Genomic DNA, 25,576 nt, shown 5'->3' with positions numbered 1-25,576 from the left:
TCTCCCCGAACGACTCCGGATCACCCGGCACCGGATCAGCATCCAGCTGCAACACCGACCACTCGGCATCCCCCGGACGCACCATCACCCACCACCCCCACCGTCAGGCCCCGCCCCCAGCCACAACCGGAAGCCGACTCGCACACGTAGCTCAGCCAGGATCGGTTCAGCCCCACTGAACCGATCCGCCCGACCGTCCGGGTACGGCGCGACGTGGTCGACCGGCCCGAAGGGAGCCACCCGGCGGGCCCGCCGCCGAACCGGCCGTGCGTGACCCGGCCCGGCCCTCGGCGGCGCGTCTTCCCCGGGGCCACGCCCATGGCGCACCTGCTCCACAATGGGGCCGCCGATTCCTACGGTGTCAGGAGTGCAGCCATGACCGCTCTCGCCGCCCCCGGTGACACCTGGGGCATCTCCGGTCCCACCTTTCTGCGGATCTACCTGGCCGTGGTCGTCGTGGCGGTGGCCCTCGCCGTGATCCAGCGGATCCGGCTCCTCGCCGGGCCGCCGGACGCCGCCCGGGAACCGCTCGGCCCGCAGCAGGTCGCGTACCTCAACGGCGGCGAGCCGCTCGCGGTGCACGCCGCTCTCGGCGGCCTGCGCGGCAGCCGGACGATCGGGGTCGGGCCGGACCGCCGGTTGACGGTGTCCGGGGAGCTTCCCGCCGGGTCGACCCCGTTGGACCAGGCGATCCACTACGCCGCCAGGCAGCGGGCACGGGTCCGGGACCTGCAGCGGGACGAGGTGGTGTCCCGGGCGCTCGCCCAACTCGCCGACGGTCTCGAGCGGCGCGGCGTGCTCGTCTCGGCGGACCGGCGGGCCGCCGCCCGGCGCGCCACGCTGGCCCTGTTCGCGCTGCTCGCCCTCGGGGTGGTGCGGCTCCTCGTCGGGCTCTACAACGGTCGGCCGGTCGGCTACCTGTTCCTCACCCTGCTGGCGCTGTTCGTGATCCTGCTGTTCCTCCGTCGGGTGCCGCGGGTGACGCGGGCCGGCCGGCGGGCGTTGCGGGAGCTGCGCCGCCAGCACGTCCACCTGTCGCCCACGTCCGCACCGGCGTACGCCACCTACGGGGCGGCGGGCGCGGCGATGGGGGTGGCGCTCTTCGGCACCGCGTCGCTCTGGGCGCTCGACCCGGCCTTCGCCGAGCAGGCCGAGATCCAGCGCCAGGCCCTCTCCGGCGGCGGCTGGTCGTCCGGCAGTTCCAGCGGTGGAGGCAGTTCCTGCGGCGGCGGCAGTTCGTGCGGCGGGGGCGGCGGCTGCGGCGGTGGGGGGTGCGGCGGATGACCGGTCCGGCCGGCGTCGGCATCGGCTGGCGTCCCGAGATCGCCGGGTTCGTCGCCGAGCTGCCCGGCCTGCGCTTCGTGGAGGTCGTGGCGGAGGCGGTCAGCCCGGCCGGTCCGCTGCCTCCGGGGCTGGCGCGGCTACGTGAGCGGGACGTGACGGTCGTACCGCACGGGGTACGGCTCTCCCTCGGCGGCGCGGAGCCGGTCGAGCCGGCGCGGGTGGCCCACCTGGCCTCGGTCGCCGAACGGGTCGGGGCGCCGCTGGTCAGCGAACACATCGCGTTCGTCCGAGCCGGTGGCCTGGAGGCGGGTCACCTGCTGCCGCTGCCGCGCAGCCGGGCGGCCGTCGACGCGGTCTGCGCCAACGTGGCGCGGGCCCAGGCCGAGCTGCCGGTGCCGATCGCGTTGGAGCCGATCGCCGCGCTCTTCGACTGGCCCGACGACGAGTTGGACGAGGCGGCGTTCCTCACCGAGATCCTGGAGCGCACCGGGGCGCTGCTGCTGCTCGACATCGCCAACGTTCACGCCAACGCCCGCAATCGGGGCACCGACCCGCTCGCCCTGCTGGACCGACTGCCGTTGGAGCGGGTCGCGTACGTCCACGTGGCCGGGGGCGCCGAGCACGGCGGCTTCTACCACGACACGCACACCGACCCCGTACCGCCGGCGGTGCTGGACCTGGTCGGCGAGCTCTGCGCCCGGCAGCGACCTCCGGCGCTGCTGCTCGAACGGGACGGGGACTACCCGCCGGCGGCGACGCTCCGCGCCGAACTGGACGCGCTCGCCGCCGCGTCGGGCTTCCCGGTGGTCACGTGACTCAGGACGGTGGGTCCGCACGGGACGGCGGGCTGGCCGCGCGGCAGGCCGAACTGGTGGCCGCCCTCGTGGCCGGTGGGCCGGACCCAGCCGGGTTCGCCCCGGCGCCGCTGGCCGCCGCCCGGGCCGCGCTGCTGCGCAAGCGGGCCGGCGACGTCGCCCGCCACTGGCCCCTGTTGGCCGCCGCTCTCGGCGCGGACTGGCCCGCGACGTTCGCGACCTGGGCCGCCGCCCGTCCCACCGGCGGTTCCCTGCGCGACGGTTGGGATCTCGCGCGTGCGCTGCGCGAGCGCGGCGGCCTGCCTCCGTTGGCTTCCGAGGAGTTGGCCACGCGGGAGGCGAGCGCACGCTACGACGGGCGGCGGTCGCCCCGCCCGCGCCGGCTGCCGGCGCTCGGGCGGGCCGGCGGCGCCGTCGCGGTCCAGGTCGCCGGTCGGGTACTCCTCGTGCGCCCGGCCGACCGTCCGGGGGACATCGCTGGCCGCGCCTGATCGCGTACGGCAGGATCGAGGTATGGATCTCGGACTGACCGATCGGGTGTACGTGCTGACCGGCGCCTCCCGTGGCCTCGGCTACGCGACGGCGGAGTGCCTGGTGGCCGACGGGGCGCGGGTGGTGCTCTCGGCCCGCGACGGTGACGCGGTCGCCGCCGCCGCGAAGAACCTCGGCGGGCCGGAGCGGGCCGTCGGGGTGACCGCCGACCTGGCCGACCCGGCGACCGCGGAGCTGCTCGTCAGCACCGCCCGTGAACACTTCGGCCGGCTCGACGGCGCGCTCGTCTCGGTCGGTGGTCCGCCGCCGGGCAGCGCCGCCACGATCAGCGACGAGCAGTGGCGGCTGTCGTTCGAGACGGTCTTCCTCGGCACCGTCCGCACGGTGCGTACCGTGGCCGCCGCCCTGACCGACGGCGGCGCGATCGGACTGGTGCTCTCCACGTCGGCCCGGGGGCCGGTGCCCGGGCTCGGCATCTCCAACGGGCTGCGGCCCGGCCTGGTCGGGGTGGCCAAGGACATCTCCGACGAGTACGGCGCCCGTGGCGTACGGGTCGTCGGCCTGCTGCCGGGCCGGATCCTCACCGACCGCAACCGCGAGCTGTTCGCCGCCACCGGCGACCCAGAGCGGGCCCGCGCCGAGGCTGAGGGAGCCATTCCGCTGCGCCGCCTCGGCGATCCCGCCGAGTTCGGGCGGGTGGCGGCGTTCGTTCTCTCCCCCGCCGCCAGCTACCTCACCGGGCTGACCATTCCGGTCGACGGCGGCGCGCTGCGCGGCCTGTGACAGCCGAACCACCCGCCGGCCGGCGCCGCAGGTCGACGCCGGCCAGGGACGCGGCCGACGCGGCCCGCCGATCCGGCAGGTCGACGCCGACCAGGGGCGCGGTGGACGCAGCCGGCCGGCCCGCGGGGCCGACGCCGGTCGGGGACGCGGCGGGCGCGGCCCGCCGCTCTCCGAGGCCGACCAGGGATGAGTTGACGGCCGCGGCGGACCGGCTGCTCCCCGACGTCATCGCGCCCGGTCTGGACGTGCTGTTCGTCGGCATCAACCCGGGCCTGTGGTCGGCCGCCACCGGATGGCACTTCGCCCGGCCCGGCAACCGGTTCTGGCCGGCGCTGCACCGGGGCGGCTTCACCCCCCGCCTGATGCACCCGAGCGAGCAGGACGAGCTGCCCGGCTACGGGCTGGGCATCACCAACATGGTGGCCCGGGCCAGCGCCCGCGCCGACGAGTTGACCGCCGCCGAGCTGGTCGCCGGGGCCGCCCTGCTCGGGGCGAAGGTGGCGCGCTACCGGCCCCGGTGGGTGGCGGTGGTCGGGGTGACCGCGTACCGGATCGGGTTCGCCCGGCCGAAGGCGACCTTCGGTGAGCAGCCGGAACCGCTGGCCGACGCCCGGGTGTGGGTGCTGCCCAACCCGAGCGGCCTGAACGCGCACTTCACCCCGGTGAGCCTGGGCGCGGCCTTCGCCGAGCTGCGGCAGGCGTCGACCGTACGCTGAGCGCCCCGGCCGTCAGTTCGCGGCCGCGGGTGGCATCGCCTCGTCGGCCACGTAGGTGCCGAGCGGCATGACCACCGGCTCCGGGCCGGTCGCGTCCACGTAGGGCGTGGGCGAGTCGGCGACGGCGAACTGGGTCCGGTAAAGCTCGGCGTAGAGCCCGCCGACCGCCACCAGCTCGTCGTGCCGTCCCCGCTCGACGATCCGCCCGCCGTCGAGCACCAGGATCTGATCGGCGTCGCGGACGGTGGAGAGCCGGTGGGCGATCACCACCGCCGTACGTCCGGCGAGCGCGACCGACAGCGCCCGCTGGACGGCGGCCTCGCTCTCCGAGTCGAGGTGGGCGGTCGCCTCGTCGAGGATGACGATCGACGGTGCCTTGAGCAGCAGCCGGGCGATCGCGATGCGCTGCTTCTCGCCGCCGGAGAACCGGTAGCCCCGTTCGCCGACGGTGGTGTCGAGCCCGTCGGGCAGGGACCGGACCAGGTCCGCCACCTGGGCGCCGGCCAGCGCCGCCCAGATCTCGTCGTCGGTGGCGTCGGGCTTGGCGTAGCGCAGGTTCTCGCGGATCGTCTCGTGGAACAGGTGCGAGTCCTGGGTGACCACGCCGATCTCGTCGCGCAGCGAGGCCAGGGTGGCGTCGCGGACGTCGACGCCGCCGACCAGCACCTGACCGTCGGTGACGTCGTAGATCCGCGAGATCAGCATCGACAGCGTCGACTTGCCGGCGCCGGACGGGCCGACCAGGGCGACCATCTGCCCCGGCTCGACGGCAAACGAGACGCCCCGCAGCACCGGCTCGTTGACCGTCCGGTCGAGCGTGGCGACCTCTTCGAGCGAGGCGAGGGAGATCTCGGCGGCGCTCGGGTAGCGGAAGCGCACGTCGCGGAACTCGACGCGCCCGTCGCCGCGGGGCACCGGCACCGCGGCGGGCTTCTCCTCGATCCCCGGCCGCAGGTCGAGCACCTCGAAGACCCGGTCGAACGAGACCAGCGCGCTCATCACGTCGACCCGGACGTTGGACAACGCGGTCAGCGGCCCGTAGAGGCGGGTGAGCAGCAGCGCGAGGGTCACGACGGTGCCGGCGCTGACGTTGCCGCGCACCGCCAACCAGCCGCCGAGGCCGTAGGTGAGCGCCTGCGCGAGCGAGGCGACGAGCAGCATCGCCACGAAGAACGTCCGCGAGTACATGGCGGACTGGATGCCGATGTCCCGGACGCGCTCGGCGCGGCCGGCGAACCGACGGGCCTCGCTCTCGGGGTGGCCGAAGAGCTTGACCAGCAGCGCGCCGGCGACACCGAACCGCTCGGTCATCGTCGCGTTCATCTTGGCGTCGAGGTTGTACGCCTCGCGGGTGATGTCGGCCAGCCGCCGGCCGACCCGGCGGGCCGGGATGATGAAGATCGGCAGCAGCACCAGCGACAGCGCGGTGATCTGCCAGGAGAGCGTGAACATCACGGCGGCGGTGAGCACCAGTTGGATGACGTTGCTGACCACGCCGGAGAGCGTCGAGGTGAACGCCCGCTGGGCGCCGAGCACGTCGTTGTTGAGCCGACTCACCAGGGCGCCGGTCTGGGTGCGGGTGAAGAACTGCAACGGCATGCGCTGCACGTGGTCGTAGACCCGGGTGCGCAGGTTGAGGATGATCCCCTCGCCGATGCGGGCCGAATACCACCGCTGGGCGAGGGAGAGCAGCGCGTCGGCCACCGCCAGGGCGGCGATCACCAACGCGAGCCGGACCACCAGCGAACCGGCCTCGGTGCCGCCCCGGTTGATCGCGTTGATCACGTCGCCGGCCAGCACCGGGGTGGCCACCCCGATGATCGCGGCGAGCACCACGGTGATCAGGAAGACGACGATGTCACGTCGGTAGGGACGCGCGAAGGCCACGATGCGCCGGGCCACGCCACGCTGGAGCCGGTGGGTGGAGATCTCGTCCTGGTTGCGCATCGAGCGGAGCATGCTCCACCCGGCCATCCCACCGCCGGCCATCGGGCTGGACAACACTCACCTCCGGGTCGTCGGGCTGGCCACACCGTCAGACCAATTCTCCCGACGACTGTGACAACCTCGGCGGTAACCCGGATCTTCCCGGACGGTCCTTACCTATTCTCCCCGGCCCGCCAGGTCGCGCAGGCGGCGGGTCTGGGCTTCCCGCTCCGCCCGCTGCTGCTCGGCGGGTGAGCGTCCGCCGGCACCGGCGAGCAACGCCTTGACCTCCACGACCGCGTCCCGGTTGTTGGCGAGCAGCCCTGCGGTCAGGTCGCGCACCGCGTCCGGCAACTCGACGGAGGGTACGACCAGCGTGGCGAGACCGATGCGGTCCGCCTCGGCGGCGTCCATCCGGCGGCCGGTGGCACAGATCTCCAGCGCCCGCGAGTAGCCGACGAGGTCGACCAGCCGCTTGGTGCCGGCGAGATCCGGGACCAGACCCAGGGTCACCTCGGCCATGGAGAGCTTGGCGTCGTCGGCCAGCACGCGCAGGTCGCAGGCGAGGGCGAGCTGGAACCCCGCCCCGATCGCGTGGCCCTGCACGGCCGCGACGGAGATGACGTCCGGGCGGTGCAACCAGGTGAACGCGGCCTGGAACTCGGCGATCCGGTCCGCGCACTCGGCCTCGGGCAGGGTCGCCAGTTCGGCGAACGAGCCGGGCCCGGACGCGCCCGCGACCGACAGGTCGAGGCCGGCGGAGAACGCACGGCCCTCCCCGCGAACGACCACCACGCGCACGTCACCGGGCAATTCGCGGGCGAAGTCGCTCATCGCGCGCCACATCGCCGGGGTCTGCGCGTTGAGCACGTCGGGCCGGCACAACGTCACCGTCGCGACCGGCCCGTCGCATTCCAGCCGAACCCCGGTCGCCTCGGCGGTCACCGGGCGGCCCGGGGGCCGGCGCTGATGGACGACGTCGGGAGGCGGGTCACGCCTTCTTGCGGCGCCGGGCACCGCCGCGCTGCCGCAGCTGCACCCCGGACTCGGTGAGCACCCGGTGGATGAACCCGTAGGAACGGCCGGTCGAGGCCGCGAGCGCGCGAATGCTCTCCCCCGAGGTGTACCGCTTGACCAGGTCCTTGGCGAGCGTCTGACGCTCGGCTCCGACGATCCGGCGACCCTTCTCAGTGCTGGTGGCTGTGCCGGTGGCTGCCATACTGTGTCCTCACGTCCCAGACTGTGCGGTTCGGATACGGTCCCACCTATTAGACCGCCTCGGACGATCATGCGCCAGATATCAACTCTTCGCCAACCGACACGCTATGCAATGTCAGGTAACCGATAGGGTGACGTCGGCGAGCCGTCCGGTCGGCGAGGCCCCGCGTCGGGTCACCACGCTCCGTGCGGGCGGGCCACGACCGGCCGTAGTCTGCCGGGCGTGATCGAACTGTTCGCGACCGCGGCCGGAGCCGCTGTGGTGTTCGCGGCGACCGACATCGACGACATCGTCATCCTGACGCTCTTCTTCGTCGCCTCCCGCACGACCGGGCGGCCACGGACCCGGCAGATCGTCGCCGGCCAGTACCTGGGCATCGGCGCGCTGGCGCTGGCCAGCGCGGTGGTCGCCGCCGGACTGCTGGTGGTCCCCGACCCGTGGACCGGGCTCCTCGGCCTGCTGCCGATCGCGCTCGGGGTCCGCGCCCTGCTCCATCGGAACGACGAGGAGACGCCGGCCGTGGTGAGCGGTGTGCTCGGGGTGGCCGGGGTGACCATCGCGAACGGCGCCGACAACGTGGCGGTCTACGTCCCGGTGTTCCGCGCCCTCGGCCCTGCCGACAGCGCGGTGTTCCTGCTGGTCTTCGTGGTGCTCGTCGCGCTGTGGTGCGCGGCCGGCGCGTGGCTCGGCGGGCACCCCCGGGTGGTCCGTCTGGTCGAGCGGGCCGGGCACTGGCTCGTCCCGGCCCTCTTCGTGACGATCGGCGTGGTCATCCTGACCACCTCGGGCGTCCTCACCCACCTGCTGCACCCGACAACTTCATGATCAACCGAGGTCGGGGGCGAGCCGGGGAGGCAGGGCGGGGCGGGTCAGGCTAGTTCGACCAGTTCCAGGAGGTCGTCGCTCCAGGCGTCCTCGTCGCCGTCGGGAAGCAGGATGGCGCGGTCGGGTTTGAGCGCCGTGACCGCACCCGGATCGTGCGTGACCAGGACGATCGCGCCCGGATAGCGGGCGATGGCGTCGAGCACCTGCTCGCGGCTGACCGGGTCGAGGTTGTTGGTCGGCTCGTCCAGCAGCAGCACGTTGGCGCCGGAGCAGACCAGGGTGGCCAGCGCCAGTCGGGTCTTCTCCCCGCCGGAGAGCACACCCGCGGGCTTGTCCACGTCCTCGCCGGAGAACAGGAAAGCGCCGAGGATCTTCCGCAGGTCGGTGTCGGTCTGCTCCAGGGCGGCGGCGCGCATGTTCTCCAGCACGGTCCGCTCGACGTCGAGGGTCTCGTGCTCCTGCGCGTAGTAGCCCAGTCGCAGCCCGTGCCCCGCCCGCACCTCGCCGGTGTCGGGCTTCAGCAGGCCGCCAAGCATCCGCAGCAGCGTCGTCTTGCCGGCGCCGTTGAGCCCGAGGATGGCCACCCGGGAACCCCGGTCGACCGCGACGTTCACGTCGGTGAAGATCTCCAGCGAGCCGTACGACTTGGAGAGGCCGTTCGCGGTGAGCGGTGTCTTGCCGCACGGCGCCGGCGTGGGGAAGCGCACCTTGGCCACCTTGTCGGCGACCCGTACCTCCTCCAGCCCGGAGATCAGCTTCTCGGCGCGCCGGGCCATGTTCTGGGCGGCGACCGTCTTGGTGGCCTTCGCACGCATCTTGTCGGCCTGCGCCATGAGCGCGCCGGCCTTCTTCTCCGCGTTGGCCCGCTCCCGGCGGCGGCGCCGCTCGTCGGTCTCCCGCGCCTCCAGGTACGACTTCCAGCCCAGGTTGTAGACGTCGACCACGCTGCGGGTGGCGTCCAGGAACCAGACCTTGTTGACCACGGCGTCCAGCAGCGAGGCGTCGTGGGAGATCACGATCAGGCCGCCCTTGTGGTTGGCCAGGAAGCCACGCAGCCAGGTGATCGAGTCCGCGTCGAGGTGGTTGGTCGGCTCGTCGAGCAGCAGGATGCCGCCGCCGTTCTCACCGGCGTCGCGGAACAGGATCCGCGCCAGCTCGACGCGCCGGCGCTGACCGCCGGAGAGGGTGCCGATGGTCTGGGCGAGCGCCCGGTCCGGCAGGCCGAGGTTGGCGCAGATGCGGGCCGCCTCCGCCTCGGCGGCGTACCCACCGAGGGAGGCGAACTGGTCCTCCAGCGCGCCGTAGCGGCGCACCAGGCGCTCGTCGGCGTCGTCGGCGAGCTTGGCCTCGATCTCCTTCATCTGGGCCATGAGCACGTCGAGGCCGCGGGCGGAGAGCACCCGGTCCCGGCCGGTGACCTCCAGGTCACCGGTGCGGGGGTCCTGCGGCAGGTAGCCGATGGCGCTGCGCCGGTCGATCTGGCCGGCGTAGGGCTGCCCCTCTCCCGCCAGCACCTTCAGCGTGGTGGTCTTGCCGGCGCCGTTGCGGCCGACGAGGCCGATCCGGTCACCCGGCTGCACGCGCAGCGTGGTGTCGGACAGCAGGATCCGGGCGCCGGCGCGCAACTCCAGGCCGGTGGCAGTGATCATGTCGTGGAACTCGCTCTCGGGGTCTGGAAGGCTGACTCAGGGCACGCGAAAGCGCCGGCGGGCGGGGAGCCCGTCGGCGCGGGGCGGTTCAGCCTTCGCAGCGCGGCACGCCACAAGTGTACCGGCAGCGATCGACGGGCCCTCCGGATTACCGCACAAGATCATCGGGTACCGAAACTGCCGTCCGGACCCGCTCCGGTACCGCAACCACCCAGAACGGACTAATCGGCGATCGGGGTCACCATGGAGCTGAACGAGAACGCGCAGATCGACACCAGCCAGGTGGACGACCGACGGGGGTCGGGTGGCGGCGGTATCGGCGGGATACCCATCCCCATCGGCGGCGGGCGAGGCGGGATCGTCGGCATCATCATCGCCGTGCTCGTCGCCCTGGTCGGCGGCGGATTCGGCCTCAACGCGGCCGTCAACGGCGGCGGCGAGTCGCAGGGCGACAACACCGGGCTGGAGCAGAAGTGCGCGGCCGACGACGCGTTGCGGCAGCTCGACTGCCGCAACGCGCTCTACGTGAACTCGATCCAGGCGTACTGGCGGACGGCACTGCCGGAGCGGTTCGGCGAGCAGTACCAGCCGTCGAAGACCGTCTTCTTCAGCCAGAACGTGACCACCGGCTGCGGCGCCGCCGACTCCGGTGTGGGCCCCTTCTACTGCCCCGCCGACGACCTGGTCTACATCGACCTCACCTTCTACCGGGTGCTCGCCGACCAGCTCGGCGCCGAGGGCGAGTTCGCCCAGCCGTACGTGCTGGCCCACGAGTACGGCCACCACGTGCAGGACCTGCTCGGCACCGAGGCGCAGATGCGCCGCCAGCAGCAACGCGACCCGGACAACGCCAACGCCCTCTCGGTGAAGCTGGAACTGCAGGCCGACTGCTACGCGGGCGCCTGGGCGCGCAACGCCACCGGCACCGCCGACGAGAGTGGCCAGAAGATCTTCACCAGCATCAGCGAGCAGGACATCCAGCAGGCCATCGACACCGCGGAGAAGATCGGCGACGACGCCATCTCCGAGCGGGCGAACCGCCCGGTGAACCCGGACGAGTTCACGCACGGCTCGTCGGCGCAGCGCAAGGAGTGGTTCAGCCGCGGCTACTCCAGCGGCGACCCGAAGTCCTGCGACACCTTCGGCAACGGCTGACCGCGCAGTCCAACGGTCGGGCGGACCCCGGCGCCGAGATCCTCACCTACCAGGCGACGGTCGGGTCGTAGCCCGACCAGGGTCGGGGGGGGGGGCGCCCCCCCCCCCCCCCCCCCCCCCCCCCCCCCCCCCCCCCCCCCCGGCGGTCAGGGCTGCGGGTCGCGCACCAGGACGCGCACCGCGCGGGCCGCCTCGACCGCGGCCACCAGCACCGCGTGCCTCGGCTCGGGCACGTCCAACAGGCGCTCCGCGCGCAGCGCAGCCAACCGGGCGAGCCGACGGTCCGCCAGCACGGTGTCCACCGCCCGCCGGTCACCGCCGCACACCAGCGCGGCCAGCGTCGCCACCTCCGGAACCAGCAGGCGTACGGCCAGCTCGGCCGCGTCACCCAGCGCCGCCTTGGTCTGGTTGTCCCGTCGCCGGGCGAAGCGCTGCTGGGACCAGCCGCCGGCGGCGGTGCGCCCCTGCACGTAGCGGGTGTCCACCTTCGACACGACCAGCTCGGTGCCCTCCGCGACACCCACCGCCACGGCACCCTTGCGGGCGAGCAGCAGGCCGATCCGTCGTGGCGCGAGAGCCTCCGCGACGAACCCGGGCAGGTCGGCGGCGGCCGGCGCGCCCGGCGGGCGGTGCAGCTCAGCGGTCGCCCCGTCCGGGGCGGCGAGCAGCAGCCCGTACGGCTCGGTGGTGATCACCGGCGCGCCGTGCCGGTCGACGAAGCCCTCCACCCAGCGGGCGACCCGGTTCGGGTCGACCTCGACCCACCGTCCACCCCCGGCCGCGGGTCTGCTGGTCACGCCTCCGACCGTACCCGTGCCCCGGACCTCGGTGGCGCGGCGGGTCAGCTCGACAGGAGGGTGGCGACGGCGAGCGCGGCGATGATGGCGCTGGAGGCCAGGGCGGTGAGCAGGCGGCCACGCGGTCCGGCGAGGGCCCGCCCGACCAGGGTGCCGCCGCCGGCGATCAGCAGCTGCCAACTCGCCGAGGCGAGGAAGGCGCCGAGCACGAAGAGCGCCCCGGCCGCCGGGTCGGGGTCGGCGGAGTCGCCCCGGCCCAGCACCAGCGCGGCGAAGTAGACGACGGTCGCCGGGTTGAGCAGGGTGAGGGCCAACACGCCGCTGAACGCCCGCGCCGGGCTGTCGAGGCCGCGCCTGGTGCGTCCCGACCCGTCCCACGCGCGGGGGCGCAGCGCCCGCCAGGCGGTGTGCCCGGCGAGGGCGAGCAGCACCACCGCGGCGACGGCCCGCAACGGCCCGGCGACCGGTGCGATGAGCGCGGCCAGGGCCGCGCCGCCGAGCGTGGCGACCGCCGCGTAGAGGCCGTCGGCGGTGGCCACCCCGAGGGCGGCGGACGCGCCGACCCGGAACGAGGTGCGGGCGCTGAGCTCGACGATCAGCACGGCGATCGCGCCGACCGGAATGGCGACGCCGTAGCCGGCGACCAGTCCGGCCAGGAACGCCGTGCTCACGACGGTCGGTGGCGGGTCGAGGCGCGACCGGCGGCCGGGCGCTGTCGCGGCGCGGCATCGGCCGCGGCGACAGAGGCAGGCATCATCCGGTACGTCTCGATCACGCCGCCATCCTGCGCCGTCCGGCCGGTGCCGCGCCACCGGATATTCCGGCGAAGGTTCCCGCTCGATGGGAGTCGTAGTGGCCTCAGCGGCAGCGGGAGGCCCCTACTTCAGCGGACGAGCACGATCATGGCGGCGGCCGGACGCCGCAGACGCGTCGAGCGCGCCGCCCCGTGCAGGGCGACGCGCTCGACGACAGGCCGTCGCGGGCCTCAGACGTTGAAGCCCAGCGAGCGCAGCTGCTCGCGACCCTCGTCAGTGATCTTGTCCGGCCCCCACGGCGGCAGCCACACCCAGTTGATCCGGATGTCGCTGACCAACCCGCCACCGGGACCGGTGGTCAGCGCCTGCCGCGCCTGGTCCTCGATGACGTCGGTCAGCGGGCAGGCCGCCGACGTGAGCGTCATGTCCAGCGTGGCGACGTTCTCGTCGTCGACGTGCACGCCGTACACCAGGCCGAGGTCGACCACGTTGATGCCCAGCTCCGGGTCGACGACGTCCTTCATCGCCTCTTCGATGTCGGCGACGGCGGCCTTGCCACCGCCGGTCGCCGGCGTCGCCATCGCGGTCTCGTCGCTCATGCCTTCACCTCCGGGCTCGCGCCCACCCCGGCGCGTGCCGCGGCGTCCTTGAACGCCATCCACGGCAGCAGCGCGCACTTCACCCGGGCGGGGTAGCGGGCCACACCCGCGAAGGCCACCCCGTCACCGAGCACGTCCTCGTCCGGCGTGACCTGACCACGGCCGGACATCAATTTCACGAACGCCTCGTGCACCTCGAAAGCTTCCCCGGTGCCCCGACCGCGCAGCAGTTCGTGGAGCACGCTCGCGGAGGCCTGGCTGATCGAGCAGCCCATCCCGTCGTACGAGACGTCGGTGAGCACGGCGCCGTCGGTGGCCACCCGCACGGTGACCTCGTCCCCGCAGGTCGGGTTGACGTGGTGGGCCTCCGCCGTGGTGGCCGACGGGTCGTCGGCTTCACGCAGCCCCCGCCCGTGCGGATGCTTGTAGTGGTCCAGGATGATCTCCTGGTAGAGCTGGTCGAGCTGCATCAGCCGAACACCTTCCGCACCTGCTCCAGACCGCCCACCAGAGCGTCGATCTCCTCGGTGGTGGTGTAGAGGTAGAACGAGGCCCGCGTCGTGGCCGGCACCCCGAAGCGGGTGCAGACCGGGCGGGCGCAGTGGTGACCCACCCGCACCTGCACGCCGAGCGAGTCGAGCACCTGCCCGACGTCGTGCGGGTGCACGTCGCCGAGGGCGAAGGAGATGGTGCCGCCCCGGCCGACCGGCACCGTCGGGCCGAAGATCCGCAGATCGGGGACCGTGGCGAGGGCGTCCAGCGCATACGCCGTCAGCTCCTTCTCGTGCCACTGGATGGCCGTCATCCCGATGCCGGACAGGTAGTCCACGGCGGCGCCGAGCGCCACCGCCTCGGCGATCGGCGGGGTGCCCGCCTCGAACCGGGCCGGCGGCGCGGCGTACGTGGAACCGGCCATCGTCACCGTCTCGATCATCGAGCCGCCGCCGAAGACCGGGGGCATGGCCGCCAGCAGCTCGGAGCGGCCCCAGAGCACGCCGATGCCGGTGGGGCCGCACATCTTGTGGCCGGTGAAGACGATGAAGTCCGCGTCGTAGTCGACCACGTCCATCGGCAGGTGCGGCACCGACTGCGAGCAGTCCAGCAGCAGCAGCGCCCCCACCTGACGGACCCGCTCGGTGATCCGCGCGGTGGCGTTCACCGTGCCGAGGATGTTCGACATGTGCACCAGCGAGACGATCTTCGTCCGTTCGGTGACCAGATCGTCCAGGCCCGACTCGTCCAGCCGGCCCTCGTCGGTGACCGGGAACCAGCGCAGGGTCGCGCCGGTGCGCTCACACAGCAGCTGCCACGGCACGATGTTCGAGTGGTGCTCCATCTCGGAGATCACCACCTCGTCACCGGGGCCGAGGCGGAACCGCGGGTCGCCGTCCGGACGCAGCGACGCGTTGGAGAACGCGTACGCCACGATGTTGATCGCCTCGGTGGAGTTCTTGGTGAACACCACCTCGTCCGGGCTCGGCGCGTTGATGAACGCGGCGACCTTCGCCCGGGCGCCCTCGTACGCCTCGGTGGCCTCGGTGCCCAGCGTGTGCACCGAGCGCGACACGTTCGCGTTGTGCCGGGCGTAGTGCTCGGCGAGCACGTCGAGCACCTGCCGCGGCTTGTGCGAGGTGTTGGCGCTGTCGAGATAGACCAGCCGGTGCCCGTTGATCTCCCGGTCGAGGATCGGGAAGTCGGCGCGCACCTTCTCGACGTCGTACCGGGGAACGTCGCCGTACTGGGGCATCCCCGGAGGGATCGCGATGGTGGTCATCTCCGCGTCCTTCGTGTCAGGCCCGCGCCGAGCCGGCCCCGGCGACGTACCGCTCGTAGCCCTCTTCCTCGAGCTTGTCGGCCAGCTCCGGGCCACCCTGCTCGACGATCCGGCCGGCGACGAAGACGTGCACGAAGTCGGGCTTGATGTAGCGCAGGATCCGCGTGTAGTGGGTGATCAGCAGCAGACCGGTGTCGCCGGTGTCGCGGACCCGGTTGACTCCCTCACTGACCACGCGCAGCGCGTCCACGTCGAGGCCGGAGTCGGTCTCGTCGAGGATGGCCATCTTCGGCTTGAGCAGCTCCAACTGCACGATCTCATGCCGCTTCTTCTCACCGCCGGAGAAGCCCTCGTTGACGTTGCGCTGGGCGAACGCCGGGTCCATCTGCAGCCGCTCCATGGCGCCGCGCAGCTCGCCGCCCCAGGTGCGCAGCTTCGGGGCCTCGCCGTCGATGGCCGTCTTGGCGGTACGCAGGAAGTTCGCCACCGAGACGCCGGGCACCTCGACCGGGTACTGCATGGCCAGGAAGAGACCGGCGCGGGCCCGCTCGTCGACGGACATGGCCAGCACGTCCTCGCCGTCGAGGGTCACCGTGCCGCCGGTGATCTCGTACTTGGGGTGGCCGGCGATGGAGTAGGCCAGGGTGGACTTGCCGGAGCCGTTGGGGCCCATGATGGCGTGGGTCTCGCCCGACTTCACGGTCAGGTCGACGCCGGCCAGGATCGGCTTGAGCTCACCCTCGGGCAGCTTGACCGACACCTTCAGGTCGCGGATCTCCAGGGTGCTCATTATCGGGTCACTCCATTGCTCGGCGTCAGGCTGACGTAGACATCGCCGTCGCGGACTTCGACGGGGTAGACGGGAACGGGTTCGGTGGCGGGCAGCCCGGTCGGCTCGCCGGTGCGCAGGTCGAAACGGGAGCCGTGCAGCCAGCACTCCAGCGTGCAGCCGTCGACCTCACCCTCGGAGAGGGCGACCGCGGCGTGCGAGCACTCGTCGTACACGGCGTAGAACCCGTCGTCCTCGGCGTGCACCAGGGCGATCTGGGTGCCGTCGACGTCCGCGCTGATCGCGGTGCCCTTCGGGACGTCCTCGGTGGAGCAGATCTTGATCATCAGGCCCCAGCCTTGGCGAGCCGGTCCTCGATCGCCGCGCCGAGCCGGTCGCGCAGCTCCTCCACCGGGATCTTGTTGATCAGCTCGGCGAAGAAGCCGCGGACCACCAGGCGGCGGGCCTCGGCCTCCGGGATGCCCCGGGCCATCAGGTAGAACAGCTGCTCGTCGTCGAAGCGGCCGGTCGCGCTCGCGTGGCCGGCGCCGGCGATCTCGCCGGTCTCGATCTCCAGGTTGGGTACGGAGTCGGCCCGGGCACCGTCGGTGAGCAGCAGGTTCCGGTTGATCTCGTACGTGTCGGTGCCGGTCGCCTCGGCCTGGATCAGCACGTCGCCCACCCAGACGGTGTGCGCGTCCGCGCCCTGCAGGGCGCCGCGGTAGCCGACGTAGCTGCGGCAGTCCGGCACGTTGTGGTCGACCAGCTGCCGGTGCTCCAGGTGCTGACCGGAGTCGGCGAAGTAGACGCCGTACAGCTCGGCCTCGCCACCCCGGCCGGTGTATTCCACGCTGGTGAACTGCCGGACCAGGTCACCACCGAGGGAGACCTGGATGTGCACGACCTTGGCGTCCCGGCCCAGCTTCACCTTGAGGTGCTGCGCCTGCACCGCGTCGTCGGCCCAGTCGGCGATCGTGACCAGGGTGAGCTTCGCGCCGTCGGCCACGGTCACCTCGACGTTGTCGGCCAGCGTGGCCGAGCCGACGTGCTCCAGCACGAGCGTGACCTCGGCGAAGCGGCCCACCTCGACGACGCTGTGCCCGAAGGCCACCGCGTCGGCGCCGCCGCCGACCACGCGTACGGTCACCGGCTCGGCGACCAGCGCCTCCGGCGCGACCTGGATCAGCAACGCCTGCTCGGCCCCGCCGTAGGCCAGGGCGCTGACCCGGTCGAACGGGGTGAGCACGCTGCCCACCCGCGGGTCGTCCTTGCCGACCCGGGTCACGATGACGCCCTCCGGCAGGTCACCGTGCTCGTGCCGGACCGCGCCGGTCGCGGTCTGCGCCTCCCCGGTCAGGCCACGCAGGCGCTTGAGCGGGGTGAAGCGCCAGTCCTCCTCGAGGCCGGTGAGGGCCGGGAAGTCGGCGACGTCGTACGAGCGCAGTGCCTGCGACTTGGTGCTGGGCGGCGGCGCGGAAGCCTGGGTAGTCATCTCTTCCTTGGTCTGTTCCGTTACGACGAGGTGGGGGCCTGATGCGGGCGGGCCGATGGTGCCGGCCCGACCCGCGGGAGCGGCGGCGTCAGCCGACCGCGCCCTCCATCTGAAGCTCGATCAGACGGTTGAGCTCCAGCGCGTACTCCATCGGGAGCTCCTTGGCGATCGGCTCGATGAAGCCGCGCACGATCATCGCCATCGCCTCGTCCTCGGACAGACCCCGGCTCATCAGGTAGAAGAGCTGGTCCTCGCTGACCTTGGAGACGGTCGCCTCGTGCCCCATCGCCACGTCGTCCTCGCGGATGTCGACGTACGGGTAGGTGTCCGAGCGGGAGATGGTGTCGACCAGCAGCGCGTCGCACTTGACCGTGCTGCGGCTGTGGTGCGAGCCCTCCAGCACCTGGACCAGGCCCCGGTAGGAGGTGCGGCCGCCACCCCGGGCGATCGACTTCGACACGATCGTGCTGCTGGTGTGCGGCGCGGCGTGCACCATCTTGGCGCCGGCGTCCTGGTGCTGGCCCTCGCCGGCCATGGCCACCGAGAGCACCTCGCCCTTGGCGTGCTCGCCGAGCATGTAGACCGCCGGGTACTTCATGGTGACCTTGGAGCCGATGTTGCCGTCGACCCACTCCATGGTCGCGCCCTCGGCGCAGGTGGCCCGCTTGGTGACCAGGTTGTAGACGTTGTTCGACCAGTTCTGGATGGTCGTGTAGCGGCAGCGGGCGTTCTTCTTGACGATGATCTCGACGACCGCGCTGTGCAGCGAGTCGGAGGAGTAGAGCGGCGCGGTGCAGCCCTCGACGTAGTGCACGTACGCGCCCTCGTCGACGATGATGAGCGTCCGCTCGAACTGGCCCATGTTCTCCGTGTTGATCCGGAAGTAGGCCTGCAGCGGGATCTCCACGTGCACGCCCTTCGGCACGTAGATGAACGAGCCGCCGGACCACACGGAGGTGTTCAGCGCGGCGAACTTGTTGTCACCCACCGGGATGACCGTGCCGAAGTACTCCTTGAACAGGTCCTCGTGCTCGCGCAGCGCCGTGTCGGTGTCGAGGAAGATGACACCCTGCTCCTCAAGGTCCTCACGGATCTTGTGGTAGACGACCTCGGACTCGTACTGCGCCGCGACACCGGCGACCAGCCGCTGCTTCTCCGCCTCGGGGATGCCCAGCCGGTCGTAGGTGTTCTTGATGTCCTCGGGCAGGTCCTCCCAGCTGGTGGCCTGCTTCTCCGTCGAGCGGACGAAGTACTTGATGTTGTCGAAGTCGATCCCGGTGAGGTCGGCGCCCCAGGCCGGCATCGGCTTGCGGTCGAACAGCCGCAGACCCTTCAGGCGCAGGTCGAGCATCCAGGCCGGCTCGTTCTTCTTGGCCGAGATGTCCCGCACCACCGCCTCGTTGAGGCCGCGCTGGGCGGCGGCCCCGGCGACGTCCGGGTCGGCCCAGCCGTACTCGTAGCGGCCCAGGGCGGCGAGCTGCTCCTCCTGGGTCAGGGGCTGGACGATCTGCTCGGTCATCTATCTGTCCTCACAGTGGTGACGGGATTTCCGGACTGGGCACGCCCCGGCTGGGTCGGGATGTGCGTGGTGCACACCCCGTCGCCGTGCGCGATGGTGGCCAGGCGCTGCACGTGGGTGCCGACCAGACGGGAGATCACCGCGGTCTCGGCCTCGCACAGCTGGGGAAACTCGGCGGCCACGTGCGCCACCGGGCAGTGGTGCTGACAGAGCTGGCCGCCGGTCGCGATCGTGGACGCGTTGGCAGCGTAGCCCTCGGCGGTCAGCGCTCCGGCGAGCGCCTCCGCCCGCGCCAGCGGGTCGTCGCCGGCGTCCTCCATGGCCGCCCGGCAGCGGGCCTCCAGCGCGGAGACCTGCTCGGCGGCGAAGGCGTCCACGGCCTCCGAGCCACCGGTGCGCGCGATCCACCGCAGCGCGGCGGTGGCCATGTTGTCGTAGTGGTGGGTGCCGCAGCGGACCTTGCCCTCGTCGGTCAGCACGAACACCTTGGCGGGACGGCCTCGACCACGGTGGCCGCGGACCGTCTGCTCCCGGGCCACCACGTCACCGTCCGCGAGCATCGCGTCGAGGTGCCGGCGGATGGCGGCGGGGCTGAGCCCGAGCGCCGAACCGAGCTGCGCGGCGGTGGTCGGCCCCTGCGCGAGCAGGAGCTGGGTGACCCGACCCCGGGTCGAGAGGTCGACGGCCGAGGCGGCGGACGTGGGCGGACCGACGACCGCAGCGGTCGCCGGTCGGTGCCCGGGGAGCGCCGCCGCCTTTTTCACAACGCCAACGTTACGTAAATCGCCGAAGGCCCGCAAACCCACCCCCCGGTGATCCCCGACACCGGGGATCAGAGTCACCCGTTAGGGGATCCACTACGGTGCGTAGGATTCCCTCCGTGAAGCGTTCCGTCCGGTTCCCGGTCTCCGCCGCGCTGCTGCGCCGCCTCGCGCTCGCCTCGATCATCGCGAACGTCGCGATCGTGGTCACCGGCGGGGCGGTCCGACTGACCGCGTCGGGCCTCGGCTGCCCCACCTGGCCCCGGTGCACCGACGCCTCGTACGTGGCCACGTCCGAGATGGGCGTGCACGGGGTGATCGAGTTCGGCAACCGGATGCTCACCTTCGCCGTCGGCGTCATCGCGCTCGCCACCGTCCTGGCGGTGCTCGCCCACCGGACCCGCCGCCGCGGGCTCCTGCCGCTGGCCGTCGCGGTCTTCCTCGGCATCCCCGCCCAGGCCGTGATCGGCGGGATCACCGTGCTGACCAACCTCAACCCGTGGGTGGTCGGGCTGCACTTCCTCGCCTCGATGGCGGTGATCGCGGCCGCGTACGCCCTCTGGCGCCGCACCGTGGAGCCGGACGGGCCGACGACGCCGGTCGTACCGGCGCCGCTGCGCGCCCTGGCCCGGCTCACCACGTTGGTGGCCGTGTCGGTGCTGGTGGTCGGCACCTGGGTCACCGGCAGCGGCCCGCACGCCGGCGACCAGGGCGCCGCGCGCAACGGCCTCGACCCCGAGACGATCTCGCAGGTCCACGCCGACGGCGTCTTCCTGCTGATCGGGCTCTCGATCGCGTTGGTCCTCGCGTTCCGGGCCGTCGGCGCGACGCGGGCGGCCCGGGCGGCCGTGCTGCTCCTCGCCGTCGAGCTGAGCCAGGGCGTGGTCGGCTTCGTGCAGTACTTCACGCACCTGCCCGCCGTGCTGGTCGGCGCGCACATGCTCGGCTCCTGCCTCGTCCTGCTGGCCGCCCTGCACGTGCAGTGGGCGACTCGCGAACGCCAGCCGCTCACCCCGGCCCCGCTGCCCACCCCGACCCCCGAGGCTGTCCCCGCCACCGCGTAACCCTGGTCCCGGGAATCGGACAAGCCCCCGACCAGCCGGCCTCGGAACGGTCGGCGCGGGCAGATCTTGGACGATTTGGGCCCCCGGAGGGGCCACAACTCACCAAGATCTACCGATCGAGAGCTTCGCGTCAGACCACGGCCGGACTCTGCCGCAAAGCCACTGATCAACGCGGTCCCAGGGGCCGGTCGGCTGGATCAGGGGTGGGTCAGGTGGGTGAGGATCGCGTCGGCCAGGCGCTCGGGCGCGCCGGCGGCGTACGCCAGGAAGAGTGACGGCTCGGTCAGCTCCAGCTCGACGAGGACCGGGCTGCCGTCCGGGCCGGGGATCAGGTCGACGCGGGCGTACAACAGACGCTCCGACCCGCCCGGCACCGCGGCGAGGGTCTTCGCGGCGACCGCGAGCTGCTCCTCGGTGGCCGTCCGGGCGGTGATCTCCTCGGGCCGGTAGAGCCCCTCCACGCCGTCGTCCGGGCCGGTCAACATCGGGCCCTTGCGGATGGCGTGGCTGAACGCCAACCCGTCCGGCCCGGCCAGGAAGAGCAGCGCCGTCTCACCGGCGGTGTCCACGGCGCTCAGGTAGGGCTGGACCATGGTGACCCGCCCCGCCTCGGAGAGCCGCCGGACGTGCGCGACCGCCAACTCCCGGTGCCCCGGATCGGCCAGGTCGTAGCGGCCGGTGTCCTGACTGCCGGCGCTGATCGCGGGCTTGATGACGTACTCGCCGGAGTCGGCGGGTGGCTGCCATGGCTCGCCGGGCAGGACCCACGACGTGGGGACGGTGGGCACGCCGGCCACCGACAACTCGCTCAGGTAACGCTTGTCGGTGTTCCAGCGCACCACGTCGGCCGGGTTGGCCAGGGCGGGCACGCTCTGCGCCCACGCCACGAACTGGTCGCGCCGGAGCATGTAGTCCCACGGCGAGCGGAGAACCGCCAGGTCGTACGCGGACCAGTCCGCGGTCGGGTCGTCCCACACCAGCGGTTCGGCGGTGACACCGCGCGCGGCGAGGGGGCCGATCACGAGCCGGTCGTCCGGGTCGAGGTCGGCGAGTTCGGTGCAGGTGACGAGAGCGACCCGGGGTTTCCCCCGGGCCGGCTGGTGGTGGTTGGTCAATTTATCTCAACGGGCCATCGTGCGTCGGGCCATCGACCGCCAGAGGTCGTTGCTCGGCCGCATCTGGTCCATCAGTTCCCGCTCCCAGGCGTTCTCGACGGAGACCCCCGCCTTGGCGCAGGCCTCCCGCGCGACGACGGTGTCGTCCGCGAACTGGTCACCCCACGTCCCGTCGGAACCCACGAGGACGATGCGAGCGCCGCGCTTGCCGACGTACTCGATGACCGCCTTGGCGCCGCCGTGTCCGGCGGCGAACGACCGGATGCCCGCGACCAGGCCGTTGGGGGCCTGCTCGGTGGTGGGCTCAGCCGTCAGCGTCGTATCGGAACCATCTGCCATGACGCGAAGCCTAAGCAGACTTCCACCCGTGCGGGCGAGAACCGTGAACCTTTTGTGATGCCTATTACCTGCAGGTTTAAGGAAGACCACAGGTGAAACGCCCGATTTTATCCGGACTTACTGCGGCAAAGCTCCGCCCCGGATCGCATCGATCCCCCGCACGTTGAGCCAGTCCGACTCATGCTGAAAGTCACCATGATAAGATCTCAAAGCCGGACAACTCATCCATCATCATGATTTGTTGGCCGCGCTGCCCTCCCCGAGCGGCGGTGGGCCCGGGCCACGACCGCCGGGACCGGGTCACGACCGCCGCGCTGCGACCGCCGAGCGTGCGGTCAGATCAGCGCGTCGAGCGCGACCGCGGCGAAGACGATGGTCAGGTAGGTCGTCGACCAGTGGAACAGCCGCATCGGCTTGACCGCCTCACCCCGCGAGGCGCGCCCGCAGAGCCGGTGCGCCTCGACCAGGAAGATGCTGCCGACCACCAGCGTCGGAACGCCGTAGAGGAAGCTCATGCCCAGCGGCCAGACGGCCAGCGAGGTCAGCACGGTCAGCCAGGCGAAGATCAGGATCTCGGCGTTGACCCGCCGGACGGACGCCACCACGGGCAGCATCGGGATGCCCGCCCGGGCGTAGTCGTCCTTGTACTTCATCGCGAGCGGGTAGAAGTGCGGCATCTGCCAGAAGAAGACCACCGCGAAGAGAGCCCAGGCGGCCGGCGCCAACGAGCCGGTGACCGCCGCCCAGCCGATCAGCACGGGAGCGGCCCCGCAGGCCCCGCCCCAGAACGTGTTCGTCGCCGTGGTCCGCTTGAGCCAGAGCGTGTAGACCACGTCGTAGTACACGATCGCGGCCAGGGTCAGCCCCGCGGCCAGCAGGTTGGTGAACACCGCCATCAGGGTGACCGAGACCGCCGCCAGCACCAGACCGAAGATCAGGGCGCTGCGCGGCGACACGGTGTGCGCGGGCAGCGGCCGGCGCTTGGTGCGCCGCATCAGCTGGTCGATGTCCCGGTCGATGTAGCAGTTGAGGACGCTGGCCGCGCCGGCGGCGAGGGAGCCGCCGATCAGGACCACGGCGACCAGCCACAGGGCCGGGAGCCCTCCGGCGGCGAGCATCATCGCCGGCACGGTGGTGACGAGCAGCAACTCGACGATGCGCGGCTTGGTGAGGGCCACGTACGCCGCCACGACCGCCCGCACGTCCCGCCGCGGCGCGACCGAGTCGTCCACCGCCGTCCGCGCGGGCGGCGGCCCGGCGGAGTCGCTGACGGGGCGCTCGGTGATCATGCTCACGGATTGCCACCTTCCGGCGTCGGCAGGGGAGATCGGGTCGGCTGACCCGGGACCGGGCCACACACCGCCCCACACACTACGCGCTGTCGTTTTGGCTGCCCGGCCGACCCGGCAACGGTGCCTGCCGTCACACCTGCCGCGCTTGCATGCCGGTCGTCACACGTGCGCCCCTTTCCGCCCGCACAGGGCGAGAGTAGAGAGAACCATGCACTGATCCCCGGGCGGACGTTTAGGAGTGGTCGATAGGGTCACCAGTGACGGTTCCGCCCATCTGTCGAGGAGCACAATCAACGTGGCTGCCAACCAATCCGAGCCCGAACTCAGCTGGTCCGACCTGGACCGCCGGGCCGTCGACACCGTCCGCGTGCTGGCCATGGACGCCGTGGAGAAGTCCGGCAACGGGCACCCGGGCACCGCCATGAGCCTCGCCCCGGCCGCGTACCTGCTGTTCAACCGGGTGATGCGCCACAACCCGGCCGACCCGAACTGGCCCGGCCGCGACCGCTTCGTCCTCTCCGCCGGACACTCCAGCCTGACCCTCTACATCCAGCTCTTCCTCGCCGGCTACCCGCTGAGCCTGGACGACCTCAAGTCGCTGCGTCAGTGGGGTTCGCTGACCCCGGGTCACCCCGAGCACGGGCACACCCCGGGCGTGGAGACCACCACCGGCCCCCTCGGTCAGGGCCTCGGCAACGCGGTCGGCATGGCGATGGCCGCCCGGCGTGAGCGGGGCCTGTTCGACCCGGAGGCGGAGCCGGGCACCTCGGTCTTCGACCACGACATCTGGTGCATCGCCTCCGACGGCGACATCGAGGAGGGCATCAGCCACGAGGCGAGCGCCCTCGCCGGGCACCAGCAGCTGGGCAACCTCACGCTGATCTACGACGACAACGAGATCTCGATCGAGGACGACACCCGCATCGCCAAGAGCGAGGACGTGGCCGCGCGCTACGAGGCGTACGGGTGGCACGTGCAGACCGTCGACTGGCGCCGCGGCGACGCCGACCAGGGCGACTACCACGAGGACGTCGAGGCGCTGTACCGGGCGCTGCTGGCCGCGAAGGCCGAGACCGGGCGCCCCTCCTTCATCGCCCTGCGCACCATCATCGGCTGGCCCGCCCCCAACAAGCAGAACACTGGCAAGATCCACGGTTCGGCGCTCGGCGCCGACGAGGTGGCCGCCACCAAGCAGATCCTCGGCTTCGACCCGGCGCAGAGCTTCCAGGTCGACGAGGACGTGCTGACGCACGCCCGCACGGTGCTCACCCGCGGTGAGCAGGCCGAGCAGGAGTGGACCACGGCCTTCGAGAGCTGGGCCGAGGCCAACCCGGAGCGCAAGGCCCTCTACGACCGGCTCGCCGGCCGGGTCCTGCCGGACGGTTGGACCGACGCGCTGCCCGAGTTCCCGGCCGACGCCAAGGGCATCGCCACCCGCGCCGCCTCCGGCAAGGTGCTGGAGGCGCTCGCGCCGGTGCTCCCGGAGCTGTGGGGCGGCTCGGCCGACCTCGCCGAGAGCAACAACACCACGATGAAGGGCGAGCCGTCCTTCATTCCGGCGACGCACGCCACCAAGGACTTCCCCGGCCACGAGTACGGCCGCACGCTGCACTTCGGCATCCGCGAGCACGCCATGGGAGCGATCCTCAACGGCATCGCGCTGCACGGCGGCACCCGCCCGTACGGGGGCACGTTCCTGGTGTTCAGCGACTACATGCGCCCCTCGGTGCGGCTCGCCGCGCTGATGAAGCTGCCGGTGACCTACGTCTGGACGCACGACTCGATCGGTCTCGGCGAGGACGGCCCCACCCACCAGCCGGTGGAGCACCTGACCGCGCTGCGGGCCATCCCCGGCCTGGACGTGGTGCGCCCGGCCGACGCCAACGAGACCGCCTGGGCCTGGCGTACCGCGCTGGAGCACACCGACCGGCCGACCGCGCTGGCGCTGAGCCGGCAGGCGCTGCCGACGCTGGACCGCAGCACGCTGGGCAGCGCCGAGGGCGTGGCCCGCGGGGGGTACGTGCTGGCCGAGGCGTCCACCGGCAAGCCGCAGGTGATCCTGGTCGGCACGGGCTCCGAGGTGCAGCTCTGCCTGACCGCCCGGGAGCGACTGGAGGCCGAGGGCACCCCGACCCGGGTCGTCTCGATGCCCTGCCAGGAGTGGTTCGCCGATCAGGACGAGGCCTACCGGGAGTCGGTCCTCCCGCGCGGGGTAAAGGCAAGGGTGAGCGTGGAGGCGGGCATCGCCATGTCCTGGCGCGCGATCGTCGGCGACTGCGGCGAGAGCGTCAGCCTGGAGCACTACGGGGCGAGCGCGCCGCACACCGTTCTGTTCGAGCAGTTCGGGTTCACCCCGGACCGGATCGTGGCCGCCGCGCACGCGGCGCTGACCCGGGTGGGCGACATCACCGGTTTCACGACCGGTAACTGAAGGGG

26 protein-coding genes are annotated in these 25,576 nt (G+C 72.2%); 9 read left to right on the top strand and 17 right to left on the bottom strand.

What is annotated here, in order from left to right; translation table 11 throughout:
* The first annotated feature begins 375 nt into the window (after positions 1 to 375).
* From ACIBTV_RS09230 to mug, 5 genes are all read left to right on the top strand, one after another.
* Positions 376 to 1,284, top strand: a complete 909-nt coding sequence (locus ACIBTV_RS09230; protein WP_396703494.1) for a TIGR04222 domain-containing membrane protein — start codon at positions 376 to 378, stop codon at positions 1,282 to 1,284.
* Positions 1,281 to 2,099, top strand: coding sequence for a DUF692 domain-containing protein (locus tag ACIBTV_RS09225; protein ID WP_396703493.1), 819 nt, complete (start codon positions 1,281 to 1,283; stop codon positions 2,097 to 2,099). Before ACIBTV_RS09230 ends, ACIBTV_RS09225 begins: the two co-directional genes overlap by 4 nt.
* Entirely contained in the window at positions 2,096 to 2,590 is a 495-nt protein-coding gene (locus ACIBTV_RS09220; protein ID WP_396703492.1) for a hypothetical protein, read from the top strand. Before ACIBTV_RS09225 ends, ACIBTV_RS09220 begins: the two co-directional genes overlap by 4 nt.
* A 22-nt stretch (positions 2,591 to 2,612) precedes the next feature.
* On the top strand, positions 2,613 to 3,374 hold the full coding sequence (locus ACIBTV_RS09215; protein WP_396703491.1) for an SDR family oxidoreductase: 762 nt from the start codon (positions 2,613 to 2,615) through the stop codon (positions 3,372 to 3,374).
* Positions 3,375 to 3,475: 101 nt separating this feature from the next.
* Positions 3,476 to 4,090 (top strand): G/U mismatch-specific DNA glycosylase, encoded by a 615-nt coding sequence (mug, locus tag ACIBTV_RS09210; protein WP_396703490.1) that lies wholly within the window; start codon positions 3,476 to 3,478, stop codon positions 4,088 to 4,090.
* Between the two features lie 12 nt (positions 4,091 to 4,102).
* Here mug and ACIBTV_RS09205 read toward each other — a convergent pair whose 3' ends face one another.
* From ACIBTV_RS09205 to ACIBTV_RS09195, 3 genes are all read right to left on the bottom strand, one after another.
* Positions 4,103 to 6,079 (bottom strand): ABC transporter ATP-binding protein, encoded by a 1,977-nt coding sequence (locus tag ACIBTV_RS09205; RefSeq protein WP_396703515.1) that lies wholly within the window; start codon positions 6,077 to 6,079, stop codon positions 4,103 to 4,105.
* A gap of 114 nt (positions 6,080 to 6,193) precedes the next feature.
* Positions 6,194 to 6,961: an enoyl-CoA hydratase/isomerase family protein gene (locus ACIBTV_RS09200; RefSeq protein ID WP_396703489.1), complete on the bottom strand. Its 768-nt coding sequence runs from the start codon at positions 6,959 to 6,961 to the stop codon at positions 6,194 to 6,196.
* Positions 6,962 to 7,007: 46 nt separating this feature from the next.
* Positions 7,008 to 7,235: a helix-turn-helix domain-containing protein gene (locus ACIBTV_RS09195; RefSeq protein WP_007462679.1), complete on the bottom strand. Its 228-nt coding sequence runs from the start codon at positions 7,233 to 7,235 to the stop codon at positions 7,008 to 7,010.
* A 222-nt stretch (positions 7,236 to 7,457) separates the two neighbouring features.
* Here ACIBTV_RS09195 and ACIBTV_RS09190 point away from each other — a divergent pair, with 222 nt between their 5' ends.
* A complete protein-coding gene (locus ACIBTV_RS09190) occupies positions 7,458 to 8,060 on the top strand; it encodes a cadmium resistance transporter (RefSeq protein WP_396703488.1) in 603 nt (200 codons plus the stop codon).
* Between the two features lie 44 nt (positions 8,061 to 8,104).
* Here the strand turns inward: ACIBTV_RS09190 and ACIBTV_RS09185 are convergent, their stop codons facing one another.
* Positions 8,105 to 9,709: an ABC-F family ATP-binding cassette domain-containing protein gene (locus ACIBTV_RS09185; RefSeq protein WP_396703487.1), complete on the bottom strand. Its 1,605-nt coding sequence runs from the start codon at positions 9,707 to 9,709 to the stop codon at positions 8,105 to 8,107.
* 243 nt (positions 9,710 to 9,952) lie between these two features.
* On the opposite strand from ACIBTV_RS09185, the gene ACIBTV_RS09180 reads away from it, so the two are divergent.
* A complete protein-coding gene (locus ACIBTV_RS09180) occupies positions 9,953 to 10,864 on the top strand; it encodes a neutral zinc metallopeptidase (RefSeq protein WP_396703486.1) in 912 nt (303 codons plus the stop codon).
* 146 nt (positions 10,865 to 11,010) lie between these two features.
* On the opposite strand, the gene ACIBTV_RS09175 is transcribed toward ACIBTV_RS09180, so the two are convergent.
* The 10 genes from ACIBTV_RS09175 to ACIBTV_RS09130 all read right to left on the bottom strand — a co-directional run bounded on the left by ACIBTV_RS09175 (position 11,011) and on the right by ACIBTV_RS09130 (position 19,333).
* A complete protein-coding gene (locus ACIBTV_RS09175) occupies positions 11,011 to 11,661 on the bottom strand; it encodes an acVLRF1 family peptidyl-tRNA hydrolase (RefSeq protein WP_396703485.1) in 651 nt (216 codons plus the stop codon).
* Between the two features lie 44 nt (positions 11,662 to 11,705).
* Entirely contained in the window at positions 11,706 to 12,332 is a 627-nt protein-coding gene (locus ACIBTV_RS09170) for a LysE family transporter (RefSeq protein WP_396703484.1), read from the bottom strand.
* Positions 12,333 to 12,646: 314 nt separating this feature from the next.
* Positions 12,647 to 13,015 carry a metal-sulfur cluster assembly factor gene (locus ACIBTV_RS09165; RefSeq protein WP_396703483.1) on the bottom strand — a complete coding sequence of 123 codons (369 nt, stop codon included), beginning with the start codon at positions 13,013 to 13,015 and terminating at the stop codon, positions 12,647 to 12,649.
* On the bottom strand, positions 13,012 to 13,485 hold the full coding sequence (gene sufU, locus ACIBTV_RS09160; protein ID WP_396703482.1) for a Fe-S cluster assembly sulfur transfer protein SufU: 474 nt from the start codon (positions 13,483 to 13,485) through the stop codon (positions 13,012 to 13,014). Before sufU ends, ACIBTV_RS09165 begins: the two co-directional genes overlap by 4 nt.
* Positions 13,485 to 14,789 carry a cysteine desulfurase gene (locus ACIBTV_RS09155; RefSeq protein ID WP_396703481.1) on the bottom strand — a complete coding sequence of 435 codons (1,305 nt, stop codon included), beginning with the start codon at positions 14,787 to 14,789 and terminating at the stop codon, positions 13,485 to 13,487. The genes sufU and ACIBTV_RS09155 overlap by 1 nt, the downstream gene beginning before the upstream one ends.
* Before the next feature lie 16 nt (positions 14,790 to 14,805).
* A complete protein-coding gene (gene sufC / locus ACIBTV_RS09150) occupies positions 14,806 to 15,579 on the bottom strand; it encodes a Fe-S cluster assembly ATPase SufC (RefSeq protein ID WP_091597092.1) in 774 nt (257 codons plus the stop codon).
* Positions 15,579 to 15,905: a non-heme iron oxygenase ferredoxin subunit gene (locus tag ACIBTV_RS09145; RefSeq protein ID WP_091597088.1), complete on the bottom strand. Its 327-nt coding sequence runs from the start codon at positions 15,903 to 15,905 to the stop codon at positions 15,579 to 15,581. The genes sufC and ACIBTV_RS09145 overlap by 1 nt, the downstream gene beginning before the upstream one ends.
* Positions 15,905 to 17,050: a Fe-S cluster assembly protein SufD gene (gene sufD, locus ACIBTV_RS09140; RefSeq protein WP_396703480.1), complete on the bottom strand. Its 1,146-nt coding sequence runs from the start codon at positions 17,048 to 17,050 to the stop codon at positions 15,905 to 15,907. Before sufD ends, ACIBTV_RS09145 begins: the two co-directional genes overlap by 1 nt.
* An 88-nt stretch (positions 17,051 to 17,138) precedes the next feature.
* Entirely contained in the window at positions 17,139 to 18,569 is a 1,431-nt protein-coding gene (sufB, locus tag ACIBTV_RS09135; protein ID WP_091597082.1) for a Fe-S cluster assembly protein SufB, read from the bottom strand.
* Positions 18,566 to 19,333, bottom strand: a complete 768-nt coding sequence (locus ACIBTV_RS09130) for a helix-turn-helix transcriptional regulator (protein WP_396703479.1) — start codon at positions 19,331 to 19,333, stop codon at positions 18,566 to 18,568. The genes sufB and ACIBTV_RS09130 overlap by 4 nt, the downstream gene beginning before the upstream one ends.
* A gap of 98 nt (positions 19,334 to 19,431) precedes the next feature.
* On the opposite strand from ACIBTV_RS09130, the gene ACIBTV_RS09125 reads away from it, so the two are divergent.
* Positions 19,432 to 20,394, top strand: a complete 963-nt coding sequence (locus ACIBTV_RS09125; protein ID WP_396703478.1) for a heme A synthase — start codon at positions 19,432 to 19,434, stop codon at positions 20,392 to 20,394.
* 197 nt (positions 20,395 to 20,591) lie between these two features.
* Here the strand turns inward: ACIBTV_RS09125 and ACIBTV_RS09120 are convergent, their stop codons facing one another.
* From ACIBTV_RS09120 to ACIBTV_RS09110, 3 genes are all read right to left on the bottom strand, one after another.
* On the bottom strand, positions 20,592 to 21,509 hold the full coding sequence (locus ACIBTV_RS09120; protein ID WP_396703477.1) for a RimK family alpha-L-glutamate ligase: 918 nt from the start codon (positions 21,507 to 21,509) through the stop codon (positions 20,592 to 20,594).
* 6 nt (positions 21,510 to 21,515) lie between these two features.
* On the bottom strand, positions 21,516 to 21,848 hold the full coding sequence (locus tag ACIBTV_RS09115; RefSeq protein WP_396703476.1) for a hypothetical protein: 333 nt from the start codon (positions 21,846 to 21,848) through the stop codon (positions 21,516 to 21,518).
* Between the two features lie 335 nt (positions 21,849 to 22,183).
* The gene (locus tag ACIBTV_RS09110; RefSeq protein WP_396703475.1) at positions 22,184 to 23,143 is read right to left on the bottom strand and encodes a heme o synthase; all 960 of its coding nucleotides are present in this window, start codon (positions 23,141 to 23,143) and stop codon (positions 22,184 to 22,186) included.
* Between the two features lie 292 nt (positions 23,144 to 23,435).
* Between ACIBTV_RS09110 and tkt the strand changes: the two genes are divergently transcribed.
* Positions 23,436 to 25,571, top strand: coding sequence for a transketolase (tkt, locus tag ACIBTV_RS09105; RefSeq protein WP_396703474.1), 2,136 nt, complete (start codon positions 23,436 to 23,438; stop codon positions 25,569 to 25,571).
* The last annotated feature ends 5 nt before the right edge of the window (positions 25,572 to 25,576 follow it).

It is taken from the genome of Micromonospora sp. NPDC049366, from assembly GCF_044466625.1.
In the GTDB taxonomy this organism is placed as follows: domain Bacteria; phylum Actinomycetota; class Actinomycetes; order Mycobacteriales; family Micromonosporaceae; genus Micromonospora.
The sequence above is the reverse complement of the archived record's forward strand: the minus strand, read 5'-3'. Positions and strand labels throughout refer to the sequence as shown.

What these genes read in the sequence shown, in the direction of transcription:
- ACIBTV_RS09230 (WP_396703494.1), top strand. Translation starts at nt 376, where the DNA reads ATGACCGCTCTCGCCGCCCCCGGTGACACCTGGGGCATCTCCGGTCCC.
- ACIBTV_RS09225 (WP_396703493.1), top strand. Translation starts at nt 1,281, where the DNA reads ATGACCGGTCCGGCCGGCGTCGGCATCGGCTGGCGTCCCGAGATCGCC.
- ACIBTV_RS09215 (WP_396703491.1), top strand. Translation starts at nt 2,613, where the DNA reads ATGGATCTCGGACTGACCGATCGGGTGTACGTGCTGACCGGCGCCTCC.
- ACIBTV_RS09205 (WP_396703515.1), bottom strand. Translation starts at nt 6,079, where the DNA reads ATGGCCGGCGGTGGGATGGCCGGGTGGAGCATGCTCCGCTCGATGCGC.
- ACIBTV_RS09195 (WP_007462679.1), bottom strand. Translation starts at nt 7,235, where the DNA reads ATGGCAGCCACCGGCACAGCCACCAGCACTGAGAAGGGTCGCCGGATC.
- ACIBTV_RS09185 (WP_396703487.1), bottom strand. Translation starts at nt 9,709, where the DNA reads ATGATCACTGCCACCGGCCTGGAGTTGCGCGCCGGCGCCCGGATCCTG.
- ACIBTV_RS09180 (WP_396703486.1), top strand. Translation starts at nt 9,953, where the DNA reads ATGGAGCTGAACGAGAACGCGCAGATCGACACCAGCCAGGTGGACGAC.
- ACIBTV_RS09165 (WP_396703483.1), bottom strand. Translation starts at nt 13,015, where the DNA reads ATGAGCGACGAGACCGCGATGGCGACGCCGGCGACCGGCGGTGGCAAG.
- sufU (WP_396703482.1), bottom strand. Translation starts at nt 13,485, where the DNA reads ATGCAGCTCGACCAGCTCTACCAGGAGATCATCCTGGACCACTACAAG.
- ACIBTV_RS09155 (WP_396703481.1), bottom strand. Translation starts at nt 14,789, where the DNA reads ATGACCACCATCGCGATCCCTCCGGGGATGCCCCAGTACGGCGACGTT.
- sufC (WP_091597092.1), bottom strand. Translation starts at nt 15,579, where the DNA reads ATGAGCACCCTGGAGATCCGCGACCTGAAGGTGTCGGTCAAGCTGCCC.
- ACIBTV_RS09145 (WP_091597088.1), bottom strand. Translation starts at nt 15,905, where the DNA reads ATGATCAAGATCTGCTCCACCGAGGACGTCCCGAAGGGCACCGCGATC.
- sufD (WP_396703480.1), bottom strand. Translation starts at nt 17,050, where the DNA reads ATGACTACCCAGGCTTCCGCGCCGCCGCCCAGCACCAAGTCGCAGGCA.
- sufB (WP_091597082.1), bottom strand. Translation starts at nt 18,569, where the DNA reads ATGACCGAGCAGATCGTCCAGCCCCTGACCCAGGAGGAGCAGCTCGCC.
- ACIBTV_RS09115 (WP_396703476.1), bottom strand. Translation starts at nt 21,848, where the DNA reads ATGGCAGATGGTTCCGATACGACGCTGACGGCTGAGCCCACCACCGAG.